The sequence below is a fragment of the Pseudomonas sp. CCC4.1 genome (assembly GCF_035019225.1).
Lineage (GTDB): Bacteria > Pseudomonadota > Gammaproteobacteria > Pseudomonadales > Pseudomonadaceae > Aquipseudomonas > Aquipseudomonas bubulae.
In genome coordinates, this window is sequence record NZ_JASJWL010000043.1 from 1 (window position 1) to 19,668 (window position 19,668).

Consider the following 19,668-nt stretch of genomic DNA (forward strand, 5'->3'; position numbering starts at 1 on the left):
TGGGCAAGGTGCGCAACCTGAGCCGTATGCTGCAACGCCTGCAAGGGGCCAAGACCCTCACCGCACTGTATGAAATCTGCGTGCGCGAGATCCAGGCACTGACGGGCTACGACCGGGTTCTGATCTACCGTTTTCAGGATGAAGGCCACGGCCAGGTCATCGCGGAAGCCTCCTCGCCAGAGATGGAATTGTTCAACGGCATGTTTTTCCCTGCCTCCGACATCCCTGAACAAGCCCGCGAGCTGTACCGCACCCACTGGCTGCGCATTATTCCGAACGCCGATTACCAACCTGTGCCGCTGATTCCCACATTGCGCCCGGACACCGGCGAGGCACTGGATCTGAGCGGGGCCGTATTGCGCAGCGTTTCTCCGATTCACTGCCAGTACATGAAGAACATGGGCGTGCTGTCGTCCATGAGCATCTCGCTGATGGATGGCGAGCGCCTGTGGGGACTCATCAGTTGCGGGCATCGCCAGACGCTGCATGTCCCCCATGAACTGCGCATGGCCTGCCAGACCATCGGTCAGGTGCTGTCCCTGCAGATCAGCGCCCTGCAAACCCTGGAAATCAGCCGTCAGCGCGAAGCCAAGATGGATGCCCTGGTGCGCCTCAACGCCGCCATGGTGCAAAGCACCGCAGCCGTGCTTGAAGGCCTGGCACAAATGCCCGAAGCCTTGATGGATCTGACTGGCGCCAGCGGTGTGGCGATTCTGGAAGACAAGGTGCTGCACCGTTATGGTCAGTGCCCCTCCCCGGAAGACACTCGCGCGCTGTACCAATGGTTCAAGGACAGCGGCCAGCCAGTCTTCTCCAGCCACAACCTCAGCACCCTGCACGCCCCGGCAGCACAGTACAAGGACATCGCCAGCGGCCTGCTGGCCATGACCCTGCCCAAGCCCGTGGACAACGCCGTGCTGTGGTTTCGCCGCGAAGTCAAAGAAAGCATCCAGTGGAGCGGCGACCCCAATAAACCGCTGAACCTGGAAGCCGGCAGCAACGGCCTGCGCCTGAGCCCGCGCACCTCGTTCGAAATCTGGAAAGTCGAGATGGACGGCATCTCCAGCAAATGGAGCCACGGCGATCTGTTTGCTGCCAATGACCTGCGCCGCTCGGCCCTGGAAAACGACCTGTCGCGCCAGGTGCTGCGCGAGCAACAGGCCGTGCGCGCACGCGACGAGCTGGTGGCGGTGGTCTCCCACGACCTGCGCAACCCCATGACCATTATCTCGATGCTCTGCGGCATGATGCAAAAGGCCTTCAGTAGCGACGGCCCGCACACATCGCGACGCATCACCTCGGCCATCGACACCATGCAGCAGGCCAGCAGCCGCATGAACGTGCTGCTCGACGATTTGCTCGACACCTCGAAAATCGAAGCCGGACGCTACACCATCAGCCCGCAGCCACTGGAAGTCAGCCAGATTTTTGAAGAGGCACTGTCGTTGCTCGCGCCGCTGGCGCTGGACAAGGCCGTGGAACTGACTTTCCACGCCGAGCCCGACCTGAAAATCAGCGCCGACCCCGAACGCCTGTTCCAGGTGCTTTCCAACCTGATCGGCAATGCGATCAAGTTCACCCCCGCACAGGGCAAGATCGGCGTAGCAGCCATGTCCAACGGGGACGATATCGTGTTCAGCGTGCGAGATTCGGGCAAGGGCATAGCCCCCGAACAGCTGCCCCATATCTTCGACCGCTACTGGACGGCTAAAGAAGGCAACGCGCTGGGCACGGGCCTGGGGCTGTACATTTCCCAGGGCATCATCAAGGCCCATGGCGGCCAGCTACTGGCCGAAAGTACACCGGGAGAAGGCAGCGAGTTTCGCTTCACGGTCCCAAGAATGGTCTGATGGTTAACAGCACAATGCCCTGCAGCTATCACACCTGAATGCTGCATAAAAACGGCCGCCTCCTTGACGGGAGAGCGGCCGTTTTACATTCAACCCGTCAGCTGAAGGCGTTGATAAACCAGGTGATCATCGGGATCGCCACGATATCGATCAGCACCGCCCCACACAGCGGCACGATGATAAAGGCCTTGTACGAGAAGACTTTGTAGTGATCGCAGATGGCCCCCATATTGGCCACGGCATTGGGCGTCGCGCCCAGCCCGTGCCCCATGAAACCAGCGCACAAGACCGCGGCGTCGTAGTTGCGGCCAAACAGGCGGAACAGGACGAACACGCACAGCAGGATCATGATCACCACCTGCACCACCAGAATCACCAGCAACGGCAAGCCGAGCTTCTCCAGCTCCCAGAACTTCAAGCTCATCATGGCCATGGTCAGGAACATGCCCAGGCACACATCACCGATAGTGCTGACGGCATGGTCGGGCACCTCGATCAGCTGAGCCCGGTCATTGAGGTTGCGCAGGATGATCGCGACGAACATGGCCCCCACATAGCTCGGCAAGACGATACCCAGATGCTGCTGCAAGCTGGAGCCCAGCCAGAACCCCAGCACCATGATCACCACAATGCAGGTCAGCAAACGCAGCAGGGTTGCGGCATCCAGCGCGGCCACAGGGGTGTGGACCACGTCTTCGAACGCCTTGAGACTGCCCGCGGCTTCGGCCTTGACCACCAGTTTGTTGCGCTCGATCAACCAGCGCGCCAGCGGGCTGCCGAGCAAACCACCGGCCACCATGCCAAAGGTTGCAGCGGCGAGCGCGGCAGTCGTAGCCCCGACCGCCCCCAGGTTTTCAGCAATCGGCCCAAAGGCTGCCGCCGCACCAAAGCCGCCCTCCAGTGACACCGCCCCGGCCATGATCCCCAGCAGCGGGTCGATGCCCAGCAGCTTGGCCACACTCACTCCCACCACGTTTTGCACCAGCGCCAGGCCCCAGCACGCGCCCAGGTAGATAAACAGCAGCTTGCCGCCCTTGCGCAACAACCCCAGGCTGCCACCCAAACCCACGGTGGTGAAGAACGCCACCATCAGCGGGGTTTGCAGGCTGGTGTCGAGGCTCAGGTTGAGCAGTTGCTGATCCCGTAATAACCAGATCACCAAGGCAAACCCAAAACCACCGATGACCGGTGCAGGGACACACAATTGACGCAGCCAGTAGCTGCGCTTTTTCAGTTGGGCACCCAGGCCCAGCAGGAGCAACGCGAGAGCAAGGGTGCTCAGCGCATCCAGTTCGAATGTCAGCATGGCGAATTTCTCTTTTTCTTATGATTCAACAAGCGGTTTCAGGGATTTGCGCAAAAATTAATCAATCAGGCTGGCGAGCAGACGCGCGCCAATGCGGGCGGTTCGGTTGTCGATGTCCAGGCTCGGGTTGAGCTCGGCGATGTCGGCCATGCGCAATTTGCCGCTGGCTTTGGCGTGGCGTACCAGGTGCTCGACGATCTGCATGTCCACCCCATGGGCAGACGGCGCACTGACGCCGGGGGCCTGGCTGGCGGGCAGGACATCGAGGCAAAGGGTCATGTAGAGGTGATCGACGTCTTGCAGAAAATCATCGATCAACGCTTCGCAGGCGGGGATGTCCCAGCTGTTCATTTGCCGGTCGAGGCGGTAACGCACATTCAGGCGCCCGGCCTGTTCAAACAGGGCCTGGGTATTGTTCAACTGGCTGACACCCAGGCAGCAATAGGTGAACGGCATATCGAAACGCTGGCAAGCCTCGGCAATCTGCCGGAAGGGTGTGCCTGAGCTGCTTTGTTCGGCGTGGCGCAAATCGAAATGCGCATCGAAATTGAGAATGCCAATGCGTGGCTGCGGGTGTTTGCGGCGCAAGTGATCGACCAGACCACTGAAACTGGCAAAGGCGATTTCGTGCCCGCCACCCAGGCCCAGCGGTAAATGCCCCTGGTCGAGCAAATGGCTGACCTGTTGGCCATAGCCTTGCTGCGCGCCCTCCAGATCATCGCCCGCGCAGCTCACATCACCGGCGTCGTACAGCGGCGCGTGACCGTGCCATGCCAGATTGGCCAAGGCCTTGCGCAAGGCCACCGGCCCCTTGCGGGCACCGGTACGGCCCTGATTGCGCCTGACCCCTTCATCGCTGGCCAAACCAATCAATGCAGCCCCCGCTGGCAGGCCATCGGCCACAGGCTTGACCCATTGATGCCAGCGCAACGCGCCCTGCCCTTCAGCGGCATCAATACGGCCTGTCCACAAGGACATGTCGGGTACAACCGTCATGTTTGAAACTCCAGTCAAATTCAGTCGAGCCGGGCGCTCAGGCGCAGGGCAACGTCCTGGGTCCAGCGGATCAGGCGTTCACTGCGGGTGTGTGCCCGGGTAGCCGGGGCCATGAGGCTGATGGCGCCTTGCAGGCGATTGCGGCTGTCGAGCAACGGCGCGCTGATGCCCCAGATACCGTCGTCGATCTCACTCACACTCACGGCATAACCGGCAGCACGGATTTGGGCAAAGCTGCGCTGATAGGTGGCCACTTCTTCAGGCTCGACGCCTTGCGCCAGAAGCGCCGACACACTGTGCGCTTCATCCATATACGCCAGCAGCACCCGCGCAGAAGCGCCGACCAGCAGCGGCTGGGCCAGCCCCTTCTGGTAACAGCAGCGCAGCGGCTGCGGGCTGTCGACCAGCTCAATGCAAATCGCCTGACCGTTGCTCGGCACCATCAAGGCCACGCTCTCCTGGCTTTGCTCGGCCAGACGCTTGAGTTCAGGATTGGCCAGCGTTACCAGCACCGCTTCGCGGTCAAACTTTTTCGCCAGCTGCAAACAGGCTGGCCCTGGCAGATAGCGGCCCTGGCCGTTCTCTTCGGCCAGGCCCCAACGCAACAGGGTGTTGAGGTGGCGATAGGTGCTGCTCAGCGGTTGCCCCAGTTGCTCGGAAAGCGCCTTGGCGGAGATCGCCTCGGCGGATTGCCCCAGGCTGACGAGGATTTGCAGCAAGCGATCAGTTGGCGTGTTGTAGTTCATTATCGGCCCCATGCTCTTGCCTGCATGGTGCACGGTGTTTCCCATTAGCTGAAATTCGATTCCCACTGAATGGGAAAAAACCGCCAGATAGTGATCAGCGGTCGCAAATTGCCCCCCTTACAGGCACAAAAAAACCGCCATCCCGAAGGATGACGGCTTTTCTGGGTATTCAACCGCGAGAACCGTCCTGGCCTCAGTTGAGTACCGGTGCCCCCAACTTCTCAATGCGACGACGGCGTGCCACCAGCAGGCCTGCCACCACCACCAGAATGCTCAGCATACCGGTCGCCATGATTTCAACGCGATGCGCTTCCTGGAACAGCATGACCGTCAGAATAGCCACGATAAAGACGATTACCGCATAGGTCAGGCCCGGGAACAGCCACATCTTGAACGAGATGTTCTCGCCCAGGGCCGTACGCTTCTGGCGCATGCGCAGTTGCGACACGGCAATCACCAGATACACCAGCAGCGCGATCGCGCCAGAGCTGGCCAGCAGGAACTCGAACACGGCAGCCGGCGCCACATAGTTGGCAAATACCGCTACAAAAGCTGCACCCGTGGACATCATCACCGCCCAGTAAGGCGTGCCCGCAGCATTGGTGCGCTTGGCCGCAGCCGGTGCATCACCACGTTTGCTCAGGGAGTAGAGCATGCGCGAAGAGGTGTAGAGCGCCGAGTTCAGGCAGCTGGTTACGGCGATCAGTACCACGATATCAACGATCAGCTTGGCATTCGGGATGCCCATGCGATCAAGTACGGTCTGGTAGGAACCCAACTGCGCCAGGCTCGGGTCGTTCCACGGCACCAGGGCCACAACGATGAAAATCGATACCAGATAGAACAGGCCAATACGCCAGATCACCGAATTGGTGGCCTTGGTGATCTGCTTGCTCGGATCTTTGGATTCCGCCGCCGCGATGGTGACAATTTCAGTGCCCATGAACGAGAACATGGTGGTCAGCATGGCAGCCAGAACAGCGCCCATGCCATTGGGCATAAAGCCGATGGTATCGGACAGATGCGCGACACCGCTGACCTGGCTGGTAGGCAGATAGCCGAAAATGGCCAGCAGACCCAAAATGATAAAGCCAATAATCGCCAGCACCTTGACCAGCGCAAACCAGAACTCGAACTCACCGTAGTTCTTGACGCTGAACAGGTTGGTGGCGGTCAGCAACAGGGTGATGACCAGGGTAAACACCCAGATCGCCGTACCCGGGAACCAGGCATGCAGGATGGTACCTGCGGCGACAGCTTCCAGCGGGATCACCAGGACCCAGAACCACCAGTACAGCCAGCCAATGGTAAAACCAGCCCAATGCCCGATGGCACGGTCGGCGTAAGTGGAGAACGAACCGGTATCAGGCGAGGCAACGGCCATTTCGGCCAGCATGCGCATCACCAGCACGACCAAGGTGCCTGCTGCGGCATAAGCCAGCAACACGGCAGGGCCCGCTTGGGCAATCGCGTGTCCGGAACCGACAAACAAACCGGCGCCGATAACACCGGCAATCGACAGCATGGTCACATGCCGTGGTTTGAGCCCTTGTTCCAGGCCGCTAGAGGATTGCGTATTGCTCATTGGGACTACCTTTCATTGAAGCCATTCCGAGCACCCGCGTTGACTTTCGTAAAAAGTAACCAACGGGGCGTTTAGAATCCTTGACGCAATAACTGAGCCAGAATGTGACATATGCACGGTTTCCGCGGGCTGCAACGATTTGCAACAGACATTGCAAGCCATTGAGCGCAATGGCATTTCGCCAAGTCGTTACCGAAACACTCAGCTACAAGGGTCTCGACGCACCAAAAATACCCAAAACACCCCATATGGCCCAAAAGCAGTGCACATCTTTAACCTTTAGTAGGTTCGCGCTTCCAACACCGGGCCAAAGCTGGCAACATCGCGACCTTTTTTAAGCGACACCTGTCTGGCCGAACGGCGAATTACAGGGTCGGTTGTTGTCGGCGCGACACTCTGCTGTAGCGATGCGACAAACTGCCACCCTCGCGCCTTTTGTGTCTTCAGGGCGGCTGGTTGCCTCTGCAACCCTATGCTAGCTTGGCCTGCGCCAGGAAGGCCGCCCAACAGCAGGATCGCACCCGAACACAAAGAGGAACGCACATGGCTTTGGCCACGCCCGCGCTTGAAATCCGCAACTTGCACAAACGCTACGGCGAGCTTGAGGTACTCAAGGGTATCTCGCTGACCGCACGCGACGGCGACGTGATCTCGATCCTGGGTTCTTCCGGTTCCGGCAAGTCCACTCTGCTGCGCTGCATCAACCTTCTGGAAAACCCCCACGAAGGCCAGATCGTGGTCGCCGGGGAAGAGCTCAAACTCAAGAAAGCCAAAAATGGCGAACTGATCGCGGCCGACGGCAAGCAGATCAACCGCATGCGCAGCGAACTGGGTTTTGTGTTTCAAAACTTTAACCTGTGGCCGCACATGACCATCCTCGACAACATTATCGAGGCGCCACGTCGCGTACTGGGGCAAAGCAAGGCCGAGGCCATCGAAGTGGCCGAAGCATTGCTGGCCAAAGTCGGCATTGCCGAAAAACGCCATGCCTATCCGTCCGAATTGTCCGGTGGCCAGCAGCAACGCGCAGCGATTGCCCGCACCCTGGCCATGCAGCCCAAAGTGATTCTGTTCGATGAACCGACATCGGCACTTGACCCGGAAATGGTTCAAGAAGTACTTAGTGTGATCCGCGCACTCGCCGAAGAAGGTCGCACTATGCTGTTGGTCACCCACGAAATGGGCTTTGCCCGTCAGGTGTCCAGCGAAGTAGTGTTTTTGCACCAGGGCCTGATCGAAGAGCAAGGGTCGCCAGAACAGGTGTTCGACAACCCGGTTTCGGCGCGCTGTAAACAATTCATGTCCAGCAACCGCTAACGGAGCAACACGAATGCAGAACTATAAAAAGCTTCTCATGGCCGCTGCCGCCACACTGGTTTTCAGCGCCAACGCCTTGGCTGCAGACAAGTACAAAGTCGGCATTGAGGGCGCTTACCCACCGTTCAACAACAAGAACGCCAGTGGTGAAGTCGTGGGCTTCGACCCGGATATCGCCATGGCCCTGTGCGCCAAGATGAAAGCCGAGTGTGAAATCGTCACCTCCGACTGGGACGGCATCATCCCGGCACTGAACGCCAAAAAGTACGATTTCATCGTGTCGTCGCTGTCGATCACTGACGAACGCAAGCAGGCGGTGGACTTCACCGACCCGTACTACTCCAACAAGCAGCAGTTCATCGCGCCGAAAAAAGTCGACTTCAAAACCGACCTCGCGTCCCTCAAGGGCAAGGCCCTGGGCACTCAGCGTTCAACCCAGGCTGCGACCTGGCTGGATGACAACCTGGGTACCGACGCCACCATCTCCCTGTACGACACTCAGGAAAACGCCTACCTCGACCTGACTTCGGGCCGTGTAGACGCGCTGCTGGCTGACAAGTACGCCAACTACGACTGGCTGAAAAGCCCGGCTGGCCAGGCATACGAGTTCAAGGGTGAACCGGTCAACGAAGACGACAAGGTCGGCATCGCCCTGCGCAAAGGCGACAACGAACTGCGTGCCAAGCTGAACCTGGCCCTCAAGCAAATCGTTGAAGACGGCACGTACAAGAAGATCAACGACAAGTACTTCCCGTTCAGCATCTACTGACCTGCCTGACCGGTGCGCCTGTAGGCGCGCCGGTCCCTAGCAAAGCCTGCCTACCCCATGACTATCGATTTATACGGATTCGGCCCGGCGCTTGCCGCTGGCGCGCTGATGACCGTCAAACTGGCACTTACCGCGCTGTGTCTGGGCCTGGTGCTCGGATTGCTCGGTGCCTTGGCCAAGACCTCCCCCTTCAAACCGCTTAGATGGTTGGGCGGCGCCTATTCGACCCTGGTTCGCGGCGTGCCCGAACTGCTCTGGGTGTTGCTGATCTACTTTGGCAGCGTGAACCTGGTGCGCACCATCGGCGAATACATCGGCATGCCCGACCTCACCCTCAGCGCCTTTGCGGCGGGTGTACTCGCGCTGGGCCTGTGCTTTGGTGCCTATGCCACCGAAGTGTTCCGCGGTGCCATCCTGGCCATTCCCAAGGGCCACCGCGAAGCGGGCATGGCACTGGGCTTGTCCAAACCGCGGATTTTCACCAAGCTGGTGCTGCCGCAAATGTGGCGTATTGCCCTGCCCGGCCTGGGTAACCTGTTCATGATCCTGATGAAGGACACCGCGCTGGTGTCGGTCATCGGCCTTGAAGAAATCATGCGTCAGGCGCAAAACGCCGTGACCTTCGCCAAACACCCGTTCACCTTCTACATGGTGGCAGCCGTGATGTACCTGGGCCTTACCGTACTGGCCATGGGCACCATGCACGTGCTTGAAAAACGCGCAGCGCGCGGCTTCGTGAGGAGGACGTAATGGAGTGGGAAGTAATCCTCAAGTGGCTGCCCAAGCTGATGCAGGGTGCGACCCTGACCCTGGAGCTGACCGCCATCTCGGTGATCGCCGGTCTGATCGTGGCCATCCCGTTGGGCATCGCCCGCTCATCCAAGCTCTGGTATGTGCGCTCACTGCCCTACGCCTACATCTTTTTCTTCCGCGGCACGCCGTTGCTGATCCAGCTGTTTCTGGTCTATTACGGCCTGGCGCAGTTCGATGTGGTGCGTGATAGCGCGTTGTGGCCGTACCTGCGCAGCCCGTTCTGGTGCGCGATCATCACCATGACCCTGCACACCGCTGCCTACATTGCCGAGATCCTGCGCGGCGCGATCCAGGCCATCCCGCCAGGTGAAATCGAGGCAGCACGGGCCCTGGGCATGTCGCGTTTCAAGACCCTGGTGCATATCGTCCTGCCACGCGCTGCACGCATCGGTCTGCCGGCCTACAGCAACGAAGTGATCCTGATGCTCAAAGCCAGCTCGCTGGCGAGTACCGTGACCCTGCTGGAACTGACCGGCATGACCCGCACCATCATTGCCCGCAACTACCAGACCGTGGACATGTTCCTGGCTGCCGGGGCAATTTACCTGGTCATGTCGTTTGTGCTGATCCAGGGCTTCAAACTGCTGGAGCGCTGGTTGCGCGTCGATGCCTGCCAAGGGCGCTGACCTGCTTGCCCGCTTCGAGGCGCTGGACGGGTTTCTGCAAAACCACCAGCACCTCTGGCGCCCACGGCCCTTCACTCAGTTGAACGTGCCGTGGGAAGCGCAACACCCGAAACTGGCGCAGTGGTTGCGCCAGCGTTCGCTGCAAGACGCCGAAGCCAGCCACAACCACCCCCAACACCTGCCCGCCCCTGCGCCGTTCCCTGAACTGGCGGCGACTTCCCTTGCCCTGAGCGCAGTGCCACGACTAGCGGCCCAAGCCCTTGCGCCCGCAAACCCGCGCTTACAAGTGGATGTACCCGGGCGCAAATGGCAACAGATCGAGGCCTTCGCCCAGAGCCTGACCTTTGCACAAGCGCCAACCCACTGGCTGGACTGGTGTGCGGGCAAGGGGCATTTGGGGCGCCGGCTGTTAAGTGCCGGGCAACAACTGACGTGCCTGGAATATGATCCGGCATTGATCGAATCCGGCCAACACCTGAGCCAGCGTCATCAACTGGCGGCCCGTCATGTTCAGCAAGATGTGCTCGCTGAAGCAGCAGCCCGGCAGCTCACACCCCAAATGACACCCGTGGCGCTGCACGCCTGCGGCGATTTGCATGTGCGCCTGCTGCAACTGGCCAGCGCGGCGGGTTGTGCACAACTTGCCGTATCCCCCTGCTGCTACAACCGCATCGGCGGGTCGCACTATCAAGCGTTATCCACAGCCGCCAAGGCATCTTCCCTGCAACTGTCGCTGGAAGACCTGAGCCTGCCCATGAGCGAAACCGTGACCGCCGGCACCCGCGTGCGCCTTCAGCGTGACCAGTCGATGGCACGGCGCTTGGGTTTTGATCTGTGGCAGCGCCAGCGCCGTCAGTGTGATGAGTACTTATCCACACCCTCGCTGCCCAGCAGTTGGCTGAACAAGCCGTTTGCCGAGTACTGCTCGGACTTGGCGGCGCTGAAGAACTTATCCACAAGTGGCGAAGAAGACTGGCCGGCGCTGGAAGCCGCAGGCTGGGAGAGGTTGGCGCAGGTGCGCAACCTGGAATTGGTGCGCGGGCTGTTTCGCCGCCCGCTGGAACTGTGGTTGGTGCTCGATCGGGCGCTCTACCTGGAGGAGAACGGCTATGCAGTGCAGGTTGGCGAGTTCTGCGACAGCCAGCTGACGCCGCGCAATTTGATGGTGCTTGCGCAGCGCTGTGGATAACCCTGTGGGAGCGGGCTTGCTCGCGATTCAGGCGCTGCGGTCTGACAGTTAAACCACAGCGATCTCATCGCGAGCAAGCCCGCTCCCACAAAGGGTTTCGCAGGACTACGACCCGCGATATGTCGAAAAACCATAAGGGCTGAGCAACAACGGAATGTGGTAATGCTGATCCACATTCTTCACTTCAAAAATCACCGGGATTTCCGGGAAGAACGTGTCACGCCCTGCCTTCTTGAAATAATCGCCGGTCTTGAATACCACCCGGTACTCCCCCGCCTCGAACGCCTGTTTGCCCGGGAACAACTCGCCAATACGTCCCTGCTCATTGGTCACGCCTTGCGCCAGCGGCTGCCAATCCTTGCCCACATGCTTTTCCAGGGTCACATTGACCCCCGGGGACGGCAGACCGTTTTCAAGATTCAGCACATGCACGCTCAACGGATTGCCGGCAGCCAGCGCCAGGCTCGACACAGCGCTCAGGCTTAAAGCCGCCAGGGTGATTCGCAACGATTTCATGGTAAGTCCTCAGTGGTTAAAATCTGATCAACGTTGAATGGTCAGGCCAACTTGCCCGGCAGCCTTGATCGCGCAGGCTTCGTCCTGCTCAGCACCGCCCGCCCCGGCCACGCCCAGCGCGCCCACCAGTTCACCTTCGGCGAACAACGGCACACCGCCGCCCAGCAGCAACAGCTCGGCAATGGAGTTGAGATTGGCGGCCTCGGGGTTGTTACGCGCACGCTCGGCAAACAGCCGGGTCGGGGTTTTGGTCGACAGCGCGGTATACGCCTTGCGCTGGCTCGCCAGCAGGTTGTGCGGGCCAACGCCTTCCGGACGCTGCGCCATCAGCACGTTGCCACCCCGGTCGAGCACGCTCAGCGCCCCGGTGCAGTGCTTGAGGGTCGCGTCGGCCAACTGGCGGGCGGTGGCTAGGTCCAGATCGGCATGGCGCGCCAGATTCGGCGCCGCCTGGGCCACGCCGGCAACGCCAACGGCAGTCCACAACAACAAGGTTTTCAACATCATGGGCAAGCTCCTGTACGAATGGGCCCACCTTAACCAGCGCTCCTCGTCAGAACCCCGTCAGTTGCATTACAAGTTTGTAATAGGCAACACCGACGAAGGCGCCTAGCCTGTGCAGACGATTGATCGAGGTGTGCGATGCGTTTGCTAGTGGTTGAAGATGAAGCCAAGACCGCCGATTTCCTGGCCAAGGGCCTCAAGGAGTCCGGCTTTGCCGTGGATGTGGCACTCAACGGCCTGGACGGGCGCTATTTTGTCGAACAGCAGGAATACGACCTGATCATCCTTGATGTGATGCTGCCGGGGCTCAATGGCTGGCAACTGCTGCAACTGATTCGCCAGCGCGGCGCCACACCGGTGCTGTTCTTGACCGCCAGGGATGCTATCGAAGACCGCGTGCGCGGTCTGGAGCTAGGCGCCGACGATTACCTGCTCAAACCTTTCGCCTTTGCCGAGTTGCTCGCCCGGGTACGCACGCTGCTGCGTCGCGGCCCGCTACGCGAGGCCGAGTCGTATGCCATCGCCGATCTTGAAATCGACGTGCTGCGCCGCCGGGTCAGCCGGGGTGGCCAGCGCATCAGCCTGACCAACAAGGAATTCGCCCTGCTGCAACTGCTGGCCAGCCGCCAGGGCGAGGTGCTGTCCCGCACCCTGATCGCCTCCCAAGTGTGGAACCTCAATTTCGACAGCGACACCAATATGGTCGAAGTCGCCGTGCGTCGCCTGCGGGCCAAGGTCGACGATCCCTACATGCCCAAGTTGATCCACACCGTGCGCGGCGTTGGTTATCAACTGGAAGCACCCGATGAGTAAATCCATCGCCTGGCGTCTGGCGCTGGCGATCGCCATGACCTGCGCGTTGGTACTGAGTGTGATCGGGGTGTTCCTGTATCGCTCCCTGGCCTCGGAACTGGCGTTTCGTGATGACCAGGCGCTGCTCGGGCGCCTTGAACAAGTGCGCGCCCTGCTGCATGACAGCGATAGCCTCGAAGCCCTGCAAGAACGCCCGCGCCTCTACCAGAACATGCTGGGCAACCTGGACAGTGTGCTACTGGTCAAGCGGGCAGATGGCAGCCCGCTTATCGCCATTAACCCGCACCGGCAGGACTTGCCTGATATACCGCCCATTGCTCAGGACCGGGCGTCACAGCGTGCCGATATCCAGACACTGGACCAGACGGTGCTGCTCGCCGGCATGGCCCGAGGCCCGGCCGATGAAATCCTCAGGGTGACCGTAGGCAAACGCCTGGATGAGCGTGAGCAAATGCTCGCTAGCTACCGTATGCGTTTATATGGCGCCGTGGGCCTGGGCGCGCTGCTGGCTTTCGGCCTTGGCCTGTTGCTGTTGCGTCGCGGCCTTGAGCCTTTGCGTGAGCTGGCCCACGCCATGGCTGGCATCGATCCGCGCAGCCTTGACCAGCGCATGGCCACACATGACGTGCCTGCCGAACTCAAGGAGCCGGTACAGGCTCTCAACGCCATGCTGACACGCCTTGAAGACAGCTTTGCGCGGCTGTCACAGTTCTCCGCCGACCTGGCCCATGAAATCCGCACGCCGTTGCACAACCTGCTGGGCAGCAACAGCCTGGCACTGAACCAGTCACGCAGCCCGACTGAGTACCAGGAAGTACTTGCGTCGAATATCGAAGAGTACGAGCGGCTCAACCGTATGGCCGAAAACCTGATGTTTCTCGCCCGCGCCGAACACGGCCAGCGCCCGTTGCAGTTGCAAGTGCTGGACCTTGGTGAGGTGGGCGACGAGCTGTGCGATTACTTCGAAGCACTCGCTGAGGACCGGCAGCTGCAGTTGGACAATCAGCTCAGCGGCTCGCTGATGGCCGATCAACAGCTGCTGCAGCGGGCACTGGGCAATTTACTGGCCAATGCCGTGCGCCATGCTCAACCGGGCTCTACCGTACGCTTGCAGCGCCATGACGATGCCGGGTTTTGCTGGATCGGTGTGCACAACCCTGGCCCGCCGATTGAGGCGCAGCATCTGGGCAAGTTGTTTGACCGTTTTTACCGGGTCGATCCTTCACGGGCCCAACCGGGGGACTCGGGCGGGCTCGGGTTGGCGATTGTGCATTCGATCATGCAATTGCATGGCGGCCAGGTGCGGGTGGTCAGTGATACCAGCGGCACGCTGTTTGAACTGGGGTTTGCTCAATAACCTTTTTAGTTTTCCTGTGGGCGCGGCGGTGCGACGAAGTGTCGGCGCTGACCAATTCGGCGAAAAATCGGGTCACGACGGAGCGCTTGCCCCCCTCCTTCACCGAGCGCCGGTCAGAAACGTGAAAATAGTCTGTTATCAGGGGTTTACAAGCCCAAACATCCGGGTATACTCGTCGCCCATAACGCCGGTATAGCTCAGTTGGTAGAGCAACTGACTTGTAATCAGTAGGTCCCGAGTTCGACTCTTGGTGCCGGCACCATACGCAACACCAGAAGAGGCTCACCGAAAGGTGGGCCTTTTTTGTTTTCAGGGTTTGGAGAAGACTCAAGAGCACCACATGGTGATGGTCTTGAGCCGATTAAAAATTCTGAACGCTCAGCTCGCGCAATGCAGCTGTTGCTAGAAACCCCGAACGGGATGCATAGCGGTGGTCCCTGCTCACTCGTTCATCAATGCGCTGCAACAGGTTTTCTGGCAAAGAAGCGTTGAACCGAACCGACTTGCCAAGGTAAGGCGTCAAATCGAAGTCAACGATTGCCCATATTCCACCGACAAAATCCGGGTTCTCCAGGTGGGCATCCACGTCCTTGCCCTGCGGCAGCTCGCCGCCGTCCGCAACAATGCCTTCCAGATGCAAAGCCAATGCTTCCTGCACGTTATCCAGCGCTTGCGAAAAAGTGCTCCCGGCAGAAAAACAGCCTGGCACATCAGGCACCGTTAGGCTGAATTCGGAATCTGCGTCTTTATGTATGACCACTGGAAATTTCATGACCGTAACTCTCCCTTGAGACCTGCGGATTTGAGAATGTTGTGCAGCGTCCCTATGGCAATTTCTGACTTGGGATGTGGAACCGTTACCCGACCCGCTTTGGCTGGATGCTTGAACTGATGGTGACTTCCCTTGATTGCGATCTCAAACCATCCATCTGCCACCAATAATTCAATAAGCTCACGACTTCGCACTTGATCACCACGCATTGTGTGTACGCTACACACCATTGAAAAATGGTGCAATCGGAAAATACACACACTACACACCAAAACACGCGATCGGCTTAGAGTTGTGTTACACCCTGTGCACCCGAACGACTCTATCTCCAGCAGTATTATCGCTGTCCGCCCCCCCCTCCAATGAACCTCCCCCTTGCATAAATACTGTCCCATCACAATAATGCGATCGATTACCAATTACATTTTGGTTGCATCATTATGTCGGCGCTCGACCCTTCAGCTCTTCATCGGTTGTACAGCGATCACAACAGTTGGCTAAAGGGCTGGTTGCGCGTGCGCCTGGGCAATACGGCGGATGCCTGCGACCTGGCCCAGGACACGTTCCTGCGGGTCATGACTGCACGCCATGACACACCCATTCGGGAGCCCCGTGGTTATCTGAGCGCCATTGCCCGCTCGCTGTTGATCGACAAAGTGCGCCGCCGCACCATCGAGCAAGCCTATCTGCAGGCGCTGGCACTCAAGCCCGAGCCTGTGGATATTTCGCCAGAAATACGCCTGTCGATTATCGAAACGCTGATTTCGATCGACAGCCTGCTCGATGAGCTGGGCCCCAGAACGCGGGAAATTTTCCTCGCCGTGCAGCTCGAAGGCTTGAGTTATGTTGCCGTCGCCGAGCGTTTCGAGGTGTCGGTTACCACGGTGAAAAATCATTTGATTCGCGCCATGACCCGCTGCCTGTTGCTGGTCGACAATTGATGTCCCCTGCCCCGGATCTCAAGGCGCTGGAGGCTGCTGCCACCTGGTATGTACAACTTAATGACGGCACCACCGACGAGGCTCGCACCCGGGACTGGCAGGCCTGGTTGAGAGCCTGCCCACAACATGAAGCGGCCTGGGCACGGCTTGAGAGGTTCCAGCGCCAATGGGCATTGATGCCCCAGGAGGCCGCTCTCTCCAGCCTCGACGCCGCGAAAACCCAACGCCGTGATGTGCTGAAAATCCTTGGCATGCTGCTGGCCGTTGGCAGCGGTACCTGGCTGGCGGCCGAGCAGGTGCCCTATCGCTCGATGCTTGCGGGGCAGCGTACCGGCGTCGGTGAGCGGCGTTCGCTGCGCCTTGAGGATGGCTCACAACTGGAGCTCAACGCCAACACGGCGCTGGATATCCACTTCGACGCCAAACAGCGTGTGATTCGTCTGCACCAGGGTGAAATCTTGATTCAGACCGCCAAGGATCCTGAGCAGCGTCCTTTTATCGTGCAGACCGAGGACGGCAGCGTGCGCGCCCTTGGCACCCGTTTCAGCGTGCGCCAATTGCCCGAGCACACGCGAGTCGGGGTGCTGCAATCCGCCGTGGAAATTCGCCCGCTTGAGCTGATCCATCAGCCCCTGCGTCTGGAGACCGGACAACAAGTCACTTTCGATAGCAATGCAATCGGCAGGGTTCAGCCTTTGCCTGCGGCCTCAACCGCCTGGGTACAGGGCATGTTGAGCGTGGACGACTGGCGCCTGGGCGATTTTATCGAGGAGTTGGGCCGTTATCGTCCGGGCGTGCTGCGTTGTGCAACAGCCGTTCAGAACTTACGCATCTCGGGGGCCTTTCGTATCGATGACACCGATACGGTGCTGGAGAATCTGGGTAAAACCCTGCCAGTCAACGTTCGTTTCTTCACCCGCTACTGGGCCAGCATCGAACCGGCATAAGCTCAGGTGCAAATGGCTTGAACTTTAACCTTGCTGATTTAGATTCTCATCCGTCAATGACATAAGCCGCGACTACAGCGCGTTTGTGCCATGACCACGCAAGGATCATCGAATGCCCCCGCTCCCCCTCAATACCACCACCAAAATAGCCCGCGCTGTGCGCCTGGCGGTATTTGGCGCGTCCCTCGCCAGCCTGTCCGGTCTGGCGCTGCTACCTACCCAGGCCGCAGCGCAAAGCCAGGCGCAGTACCAGATTGCCCCTGGCCCTCTGGGCAGCGCCCTGACCCGGTTTGGTGTGCAGGCTGGGGTTACGATTTCGTTTGATACCGAACAGGCCCGTCACCTCAAGACCGGCGGGCTTGAAGGTTCATACAGCGTCGAGGAAGGCCTGGAGCGCTTGCTTGCCAATAGCGGGTTGCAAGCCGAGCGCCAGAGCAACGGGGGTTATGTACTGGTCGCCAGCAACAGTGAAGCCGCGCTGGAGCTGGGGGCCACTCAAGTTGTCACCAACCAGTTGGGTACCGTTACCGAAGGCACCGGTTCCTACACGCCGGGCGCTATCGCCACGGCCACTCGCCTGGTGCTCACACCGCGGGAAACGCCGCAATCGATCAGCGTAATCACCCGCCAGCATATGGATGATTTCGCCCTCGACAATGTTGACGATGTGATGCGCCATACCCCGGGCATTACCGTCTCGGCCTACGACACGGACCGCACCAACTACTACTCGCGTGGTTTTTCGATCAACAACTTCCAGTACGACGGCATCCCCTCCGCCGTCCGCAACGTTGCCTATTCAGCGGGTAATACCCTGAGCGACATGGCTATTTATGACCGTATCGAGGTACTCAAGGGCGCTTCAGGTTTGCTCAGCGGGGCAGGGTCCCTGGGCGGCACCATCAACCTGGTGCGTAAAAAACCCACCCATGATTTTCACGGCCATATCACCGCAGGCGCAGGCTCGTGGGACAACTACCGGACTGAAGTAGACCTCAGCGGCCCATTGACCGAAACCGGTAATGTGCGCGGTCGTGCGGTAGCGGCCTATCAGGACCGGCAATCGTATATCGACCGCTACTCCAACCAGAGTTCGGTGTTCTACGGCATCCTCGAAGTCGACCTGACGCCAGACACCTTGCTGACCGTGGGCGCCGATTATCAGGACAACAAACCCCAGGGCTCCACCTGGTCGGGGAGCTTCCCGCTGTACAACTACGCGGGCGAGATCAACAGCGCCAAACGCTCATTCAGCAACGCCACCGACTGGAGCAGCTGGCAGCAATACACCCGCACGGTGTTCGCGACCCTGGAACAGGACCTGGGCAGAGGTTGGGTGGGCAAGCTGCAACTGGACCACAAGATCAATGGCTACGATGCCCAGCTGGGAGCGATTCAGTTCAACCAGCCTGCGGCTGATGGCACCGCCAATATCAATGCTCAACGTTACAAAGGCGAAACCACCAGCGACGCGGCCGACCTCTATGTCAGCGGCCCCTACGAATTTCTCGGCCGTGAACACGATTTGGTGTTGGGTGGCTCCATCAGTACCGCCAACTGGAAAGGCAAAGGCTATTGGGACGTGACCTTCTCCACCCCCAATCTGGTGGATTACTTCAACTGGGACGGCCATCTGGCCAAACCTGACTGGGGCAACGCATCTCAAATCAGCGATGACACCGTGCGCCAGACCGGCATGTATGCAACCACGCGTCTGAATGTCACAGATGAGCTGAAAGTGTTTCTGGGCGGGCGGGTGGTCGACTACACCCTTACGGGCACCACCAATACCTATCGCGAAACAGGACGCTTGATTCCCTATGCGGGCATTACTTATGACCTGACCGATTACCTGACGGCCTATGCCAGCTACACCGATGTATTCATGCCCCAGGAGTTCTACAACCTGGATCGCAACAGCAAAATGCTTGACCCAGACGAGGGTGAAAACTACGAGATCGGCCTCAAGAGCGAGTTCTTCGATGGCCGCCTGAACGCCAGCCTGGCGTACTTTGAGGTCAAGGAAAGCAACCGTCCCATCCCCGACGATGCCTGGAACAACCTGCAACCCACCCCGCCCAACTATGCCTTCAAGGGCACTGCGGCTAAAACCAAGGGCTACGAGCTGGAGATATCCGGCGAGCTGAGCCCGGGCTGGAGCCTGCAGGCCGGTTACACGCACAAGGTGGTACGCGATGACAACGGTAAAAAGATCTCGACCTTCGAACCCGAAGACCAACTGAGCTTCTACACCATCTACAAACTGAAGGGCGACCTCAACAAAGTCTCCGTGGGCGGTGGCGCACGCTGGCAGAGCACGGCCTGGCAAGAGATGTTCAACGGCCCCAAGGACAGGTACGAAGACTTCTCGCAAAAGCCCTACTGGGTGGTGGACCTGATGACCCGTTATCAATTCACGGAAAACCTGTCGACCACGCTTAACGTCAACAACGTGTTCGACAAGTATTACTACACCAATATCGGGTTCTATAACTCGGCGATTTATGGCGAGCCGCGCAACTTTATGCTGACCACTCGCTGGGATTTCTGACACGCATATCCAATTGTGGGAGTGAGCCCGCTCGCGAAGGCCTGCAGAGCTTCGCAAGCAGGGTAGCCCC

At 59.5% G+C, this 19,668-nt stretch carries 19 protein-coding genes and 1 tRNA gene; 12 read left to right on the forward strand and 8 right to left on the reverse strand.

The window, feature by feature from the left end; all coding sequences use genetic code 11:
* A partial coding sequence (locus QN377_RS16095) for an ATP-binding protein (protein WP_323567642.1) occupies window positions 1-1,850 on the forward strand: 1,850 nt, incomplete at its 5' end.
* 97 nt (window positions 1,851-1,947) lie between these two features.
* On the opposite strand, the gene gltS is transcribed toward QN377_RS16095, so the two are convergent.
* The 4 genes from gltS to gabP all read right to left on the reverse strand — a co-directional run bounded on the left by gltS (window position 1,948) and on the right by gabP (window position 6,483).
* A complete protein-coding gene (gltS, locus tag QN377_RS16100; protein WP_095000775.1) occupies window positions 1,948-3,156 on the reverse strand; it encodes a sodium/glutamate symporter in 1,209 nt (402 codons plus the stop codon).
* 57 nt (window positions 3,157-3,213) lie between these two features.
* A complete protein-coding gene (gene hutG, locus QN377_RS16105) occupies window positions 3,214-4,152 on the reverse strand; it encodes a formimidoylglutamase (RefSeq protein WP_095000774.1) in 939 nt (312 codons plus the stop codon).
* 20 nt (window positions 4,153-4,172) lie between these two features.
* A complete protein-coding gene (locus QN377_RS16110; RefSeq protein ID WP_095017764.1) occupies window positions 4,173-4,898 on the reverse strand; it encodes an IclR family transcriptional regulator in 726 nt (241 codons plus the stop codon).
* A 193-nt stretch (window positions 4,899-5,091) separates the two neighbouring features.
* Entirely contained in the window at window positions 5,092-6,483 is a 1,392-nt protein-coding gene (gene gabP / locus QN377_RS16115) for a GABA permease (RefSeq protein ID WP_095017765.1), read from the reverse strand.
* 543 nt (window positions 6,484-7,026) lie between these two features.
* Here gabP and QN377_RS16120 point away from each other — a divergent pair.
* Genes QN377_RS16120 through QN377_RS16140 form a run of 5 tightly spaced genes read left to right on the forward strand, consistent with a single transcriptional unit; the run spans window position 7,027 to window position 11,197 of the window.
* Complete coding sequence (locus QN377_RS16120; RefSeq protein WP_095017766.1) at window positions 7,027-7,800, forward strand: ABC transporter ATP-binding protein; 774 nt, start codon at window positions 7,027-7,029, stop codon at window positions 7,798-7,800.
* A 13-nt stretch (window positions 7,801-7,813) separates the two neighbouring features.
* On the forward strand, window positions 7,814-8,569 hold the full coding sequence (locus tag QN377_RS16125) for an ABC transporter substrate-binding protein (protein WP_095000771.1): 756 nt from the start codon (window positions 7,814-7,816) through the stop codon (window positions 8,567-8,569).
* Between the two features lie 57 nt (window positions 8,570-8,626).
* Window positions 8,627-9,319 (forward strand): ABC transporter permease, encoded by a 693-nt coding sequence (locus QN377_RS16130; protein ID WP_095000770.1) that lies wholly within the window; start codon window positions 8,627-8,629, stop codon window positions 9,317-9,319.
* The gene (locus QN377_RS16135) at window positions 9,319-10,008 is read left to right on the forward strand and encodes an ABC transporter permease (RefSeq protein ID WP_095000769.1); all 690 of its coding nucleotides are present in this window, start codon (window positions 9,319-9,321) and stop codon (window positions 10,006-10,008) included. Before QN377_RS16130 ends, QN377_RS16135 begins: the two co-directional genes overlap by 1 nt.
* Window positions 9,989-11,197, forward strand: coding sequence for a methyltransferase (locus QN377_RS16140; RefSeq protein ID WP_095017767.1), 1,209 nt, complete (start codon window positions 9,989-9,991; stop codon window positions 11,195-11,197). Before QN377_RS16135 ends, QN377_RS16140 begins: the two co-directional genes overlap by 20 nt.
* Before the next feature lie 105 nt (window positions 11,198-11,302).
* Here the strand turns inward: QN377_RS16140 and uraH are convergent, their stop codons facing one another.
* Window positions 11,303-11,713, reverse strand: coding sequence for a hydroxyisourate hydrolase (gene uraH / locus QN377_RS16145; protein WP_095017768.1), 411 nt, complete (start codon window positions 11,711-11,713; stop codon window positions 11,303-11,305).
* Between the two features lie 27 nt (window positions 11,714-11,740).
* The gene (locus QN377_RS16150; protein WP_095000766.1) at window positions 11,741-12,220 is read right to left on the reverse strand and encodes a GlcG/HbpS family heme-binding protein; all 480 of its coding nucleotides are present in this window, start codon (window positions 12,218-12,220) and stop codon (window positions 11,741-11,743) included.
* 135 nt (window positions 12,221-12,355) lie between these two features.
* Between QN377_RS16150 and QN377_RS16155 the strand changes: the two genes are divergently transcribed.
* The 3 genes from QN377_RS16155 (at window position 12,356) to QN377_RS16165 (ending at window position 14,649) form a co-directional block, all read left to right on the forward strand.
* Window positions 12,356-13,030, forward strand: a complete 675-nt coding sequence (locus QN377_RS16155) for a heavy metal response regulator transcription factor (RefSeq protein WP_095000765.1) — start codon at window positions 12,356-12,358, stop codon at window positions 13,028-13,030.
* Window positions 13,023-14,387, forward strand: a complete 1,365-nt coding sequence (locus QN377_RS16160) for a heavy metal sensor histidine kinase (protein WP_095017769.1) — start codon at window positions 13,023-13,025, stop codon at window positions 14,385-14,387. The genes QN377_RS16155 and QN377_RS16160 overlap by 8 nt, the downstream gene beginning before the upstream one ends.
* A gap of 186 nt (window positions 14,388-14,573) precedes the next feature.
* Window positions 14,574-14,649, forward strand: a tRNA-Thr gene (locus QN377_RS16165).
* A gap of 99 nt (window positions 14,650-14,748) precedes the next feature.
* Here the strand turns inward: QN377_RS16165 and QN377_RS16170 are convergent.
* Window positions 14,749-15,159, reverse strand: a complete 411-nt coding sequence (locus QN377_RS16170) for a type II toxin-antitoxin system HicB family antitoxin (protein WP_095017770.1) — start codon at window positions 15,157-15,159, stop codon at window positions 14,749-14,751.
* Window positions 15,156-15,353: a type II toxin-antitoxin system HicA family toxin gene (locus QN377_RS16175; RefSeq protein ID WP_095017820.1), complete on the reverse strand. Its 198-nt coding sequence runs from the start codon at window positions 15,351-15,353 to the stop codon at window positions 15,156-15,158. The genes QN377_RS16170 and QN377_RS16175 overlap by 4 nt, the downstream gene beginning before the upstream one ends.
* 246 nt (window positions 15,354-15,599) lie before the next feature.
* On the opposite strand from QN377_RS16175, the gene QN377_RS16180 reads away from it, so the two are divergent.
* The 3 genes from QN377_RS16180 (at window position 15,600) to QN377_RS16190 (ending at window position 19,598) form a co-directional block, all read left to right on the forward strand.
* On the forward strand, window positions 15,600-16,100 hold the full coding sequence (locus tag QN377_RS16180; protein ID WP_095000762.1) for a sigma-70 family RNA polymerase sigma factor: 501 nt from the start codon (window positions 15,600-15,602) through the stop codon (window positions 16,098-16,100).
* Window positions 16,100-17,047, forward strand: coding sequence for a FecR domain-containing protein (locus tag QN377_RS16185; protein ID WP_095017771.1), 948 nt, complete (start codon window positions 16,100-16,102; stop codon window positions 17,045-17,047). Before QN377_RS16180 ends, QN377_RS16185 begins: the two co-directional genes overlap by 1 nt.
* Before the next feature lie 112 nt (window positions 17,048-17,159).
* Entirely contained in the window at window positions 17,160-19,598 is a 2,439-nt protein-coding gene (locus QN377_RS16190; protein ID WP_095017772.1) for a TonB-dependent siderophore receptor, read from the forward strand.
* The last annotated feature ends 70 nt before the right edge of the window (window positions 19,599-19,668 follow it).

Bases quoted from the DNA above. Each gene is read 5' to 3' on its own strand.
- QN377_RS16160 (WP_095017769.1), top strand. From the start codon at position 13,023: ATGAGTAAATCCATCGCCTGGCGTCTGGCGCTGGCGATCGCCATGACC.
- uraH (WP_095017768.1), bottom strand. From the start codon at position 11,713: ATGAAATCGTTGCGAATCACCCTGGCGGCTTTAAGCCTGAGCGCTGTG.
- QN377_RS16170 (WP_095017770.1), bottom strand. From the start codon at position 15,159: ATGAAATTTCCAGTGGTCATACATAAAGACGCAGATTCCGAATTCAGC.
- hutG (WP_095000774.1), bottom strand. From the start codon at position 4,152: ATGACGGTTGTACCCGACATGTCCTTGTGGACAGGCCGTATTGATGCC.
- QN377_RS16150 (WP_095000766.1), bottom strand. From the start codon at position 12,220: ATGATGTTGAAAACCTTGTTGTTGTGGACTGCCGTTGGCGTTGCCGGC.
- QN377_RS16155 (WP_095000765.1), top strand. From the start codon at position 12,356: ATGCGTTTGCTAGTGGTTGAAGATGAAGCCAAGACCGCCGATTTCCTG.
- gltS (WP_095000775.1), bottom strand. From the start codon at position 3,156: ATGCTGACATTCGAACTGGATGCGCTGAGCACCCTTGCTCTCGCGTTG.
- QN377_RS16120 (WP_095017766.1), top strand. From the start codon at position 7,027: ATGGCTTTGGCCACGCCCGCGCTTGAAATCCGCAACTTGCACAAACGC.
- QN377_RS16140 (WP_095017767.1), top strand. From the start codon at position 9,989: ATGCCTGCCAAGGGCGCTGACCTGCTTGCCCGCTTCGAGGCGCTGGAC.
- QN377_RS16185 (WP_095017771.1), top strand. From the start codon at position 16,100: ATGTCCCCTGCCCCGGATCTCAAGGCGCTGGAGGCTGCTGCCACCTGG.
- QN377_RS16180 (WP_095000762.1), top strand. From the start codon at position 15,600: ATGTCGGCGCTCGACCCTTCAGCTCTTCATCGGTTGTACAGCGATCAC.
- QN377_RS16190 (WP_095017772.1), top strand. From the start codon at position 17,160: ATGCCCCCGCTCCCCCTCAATACCACCACCAAAATAGCCCGCGCTGTG.
- QN377_RS16125 (WP_095000771.1), top strand. From the start codon at position 7,814: ATGCAGAACTATAAAAAGCTTCTCATGGCCGCTGCCGCCACACTGGTT.
- QN377_RS16130 (WP_095000770.1), top strand. From the start codon at position 8,627: ATGACTATCGATTTATACGGATTCGGCCCGGCGCTTGCCGCTGGCGCG.
- gabP (WP_095017765.1), bottom strand. From the start codon at position 6,483: ATGAGCAATACGCAATCCTCTAGCGGCCTGGAACAAGGGCTCAAACCA.
- QN377_RS16110 (WP_095017764.1), bottom strand. From the start codon at position 4,898: ATGAACTACAACACGCCAACTGATCGCTTGCTGCAAATCCTCGTCAGC.
- QN377_RS16135 (WP_095000769.1), top strand. From the start codon at position 9,319: ATGGAGTGGGAAGTAATCCTCAAGTGGCTGCCCAAGCTGATGCAGGGT.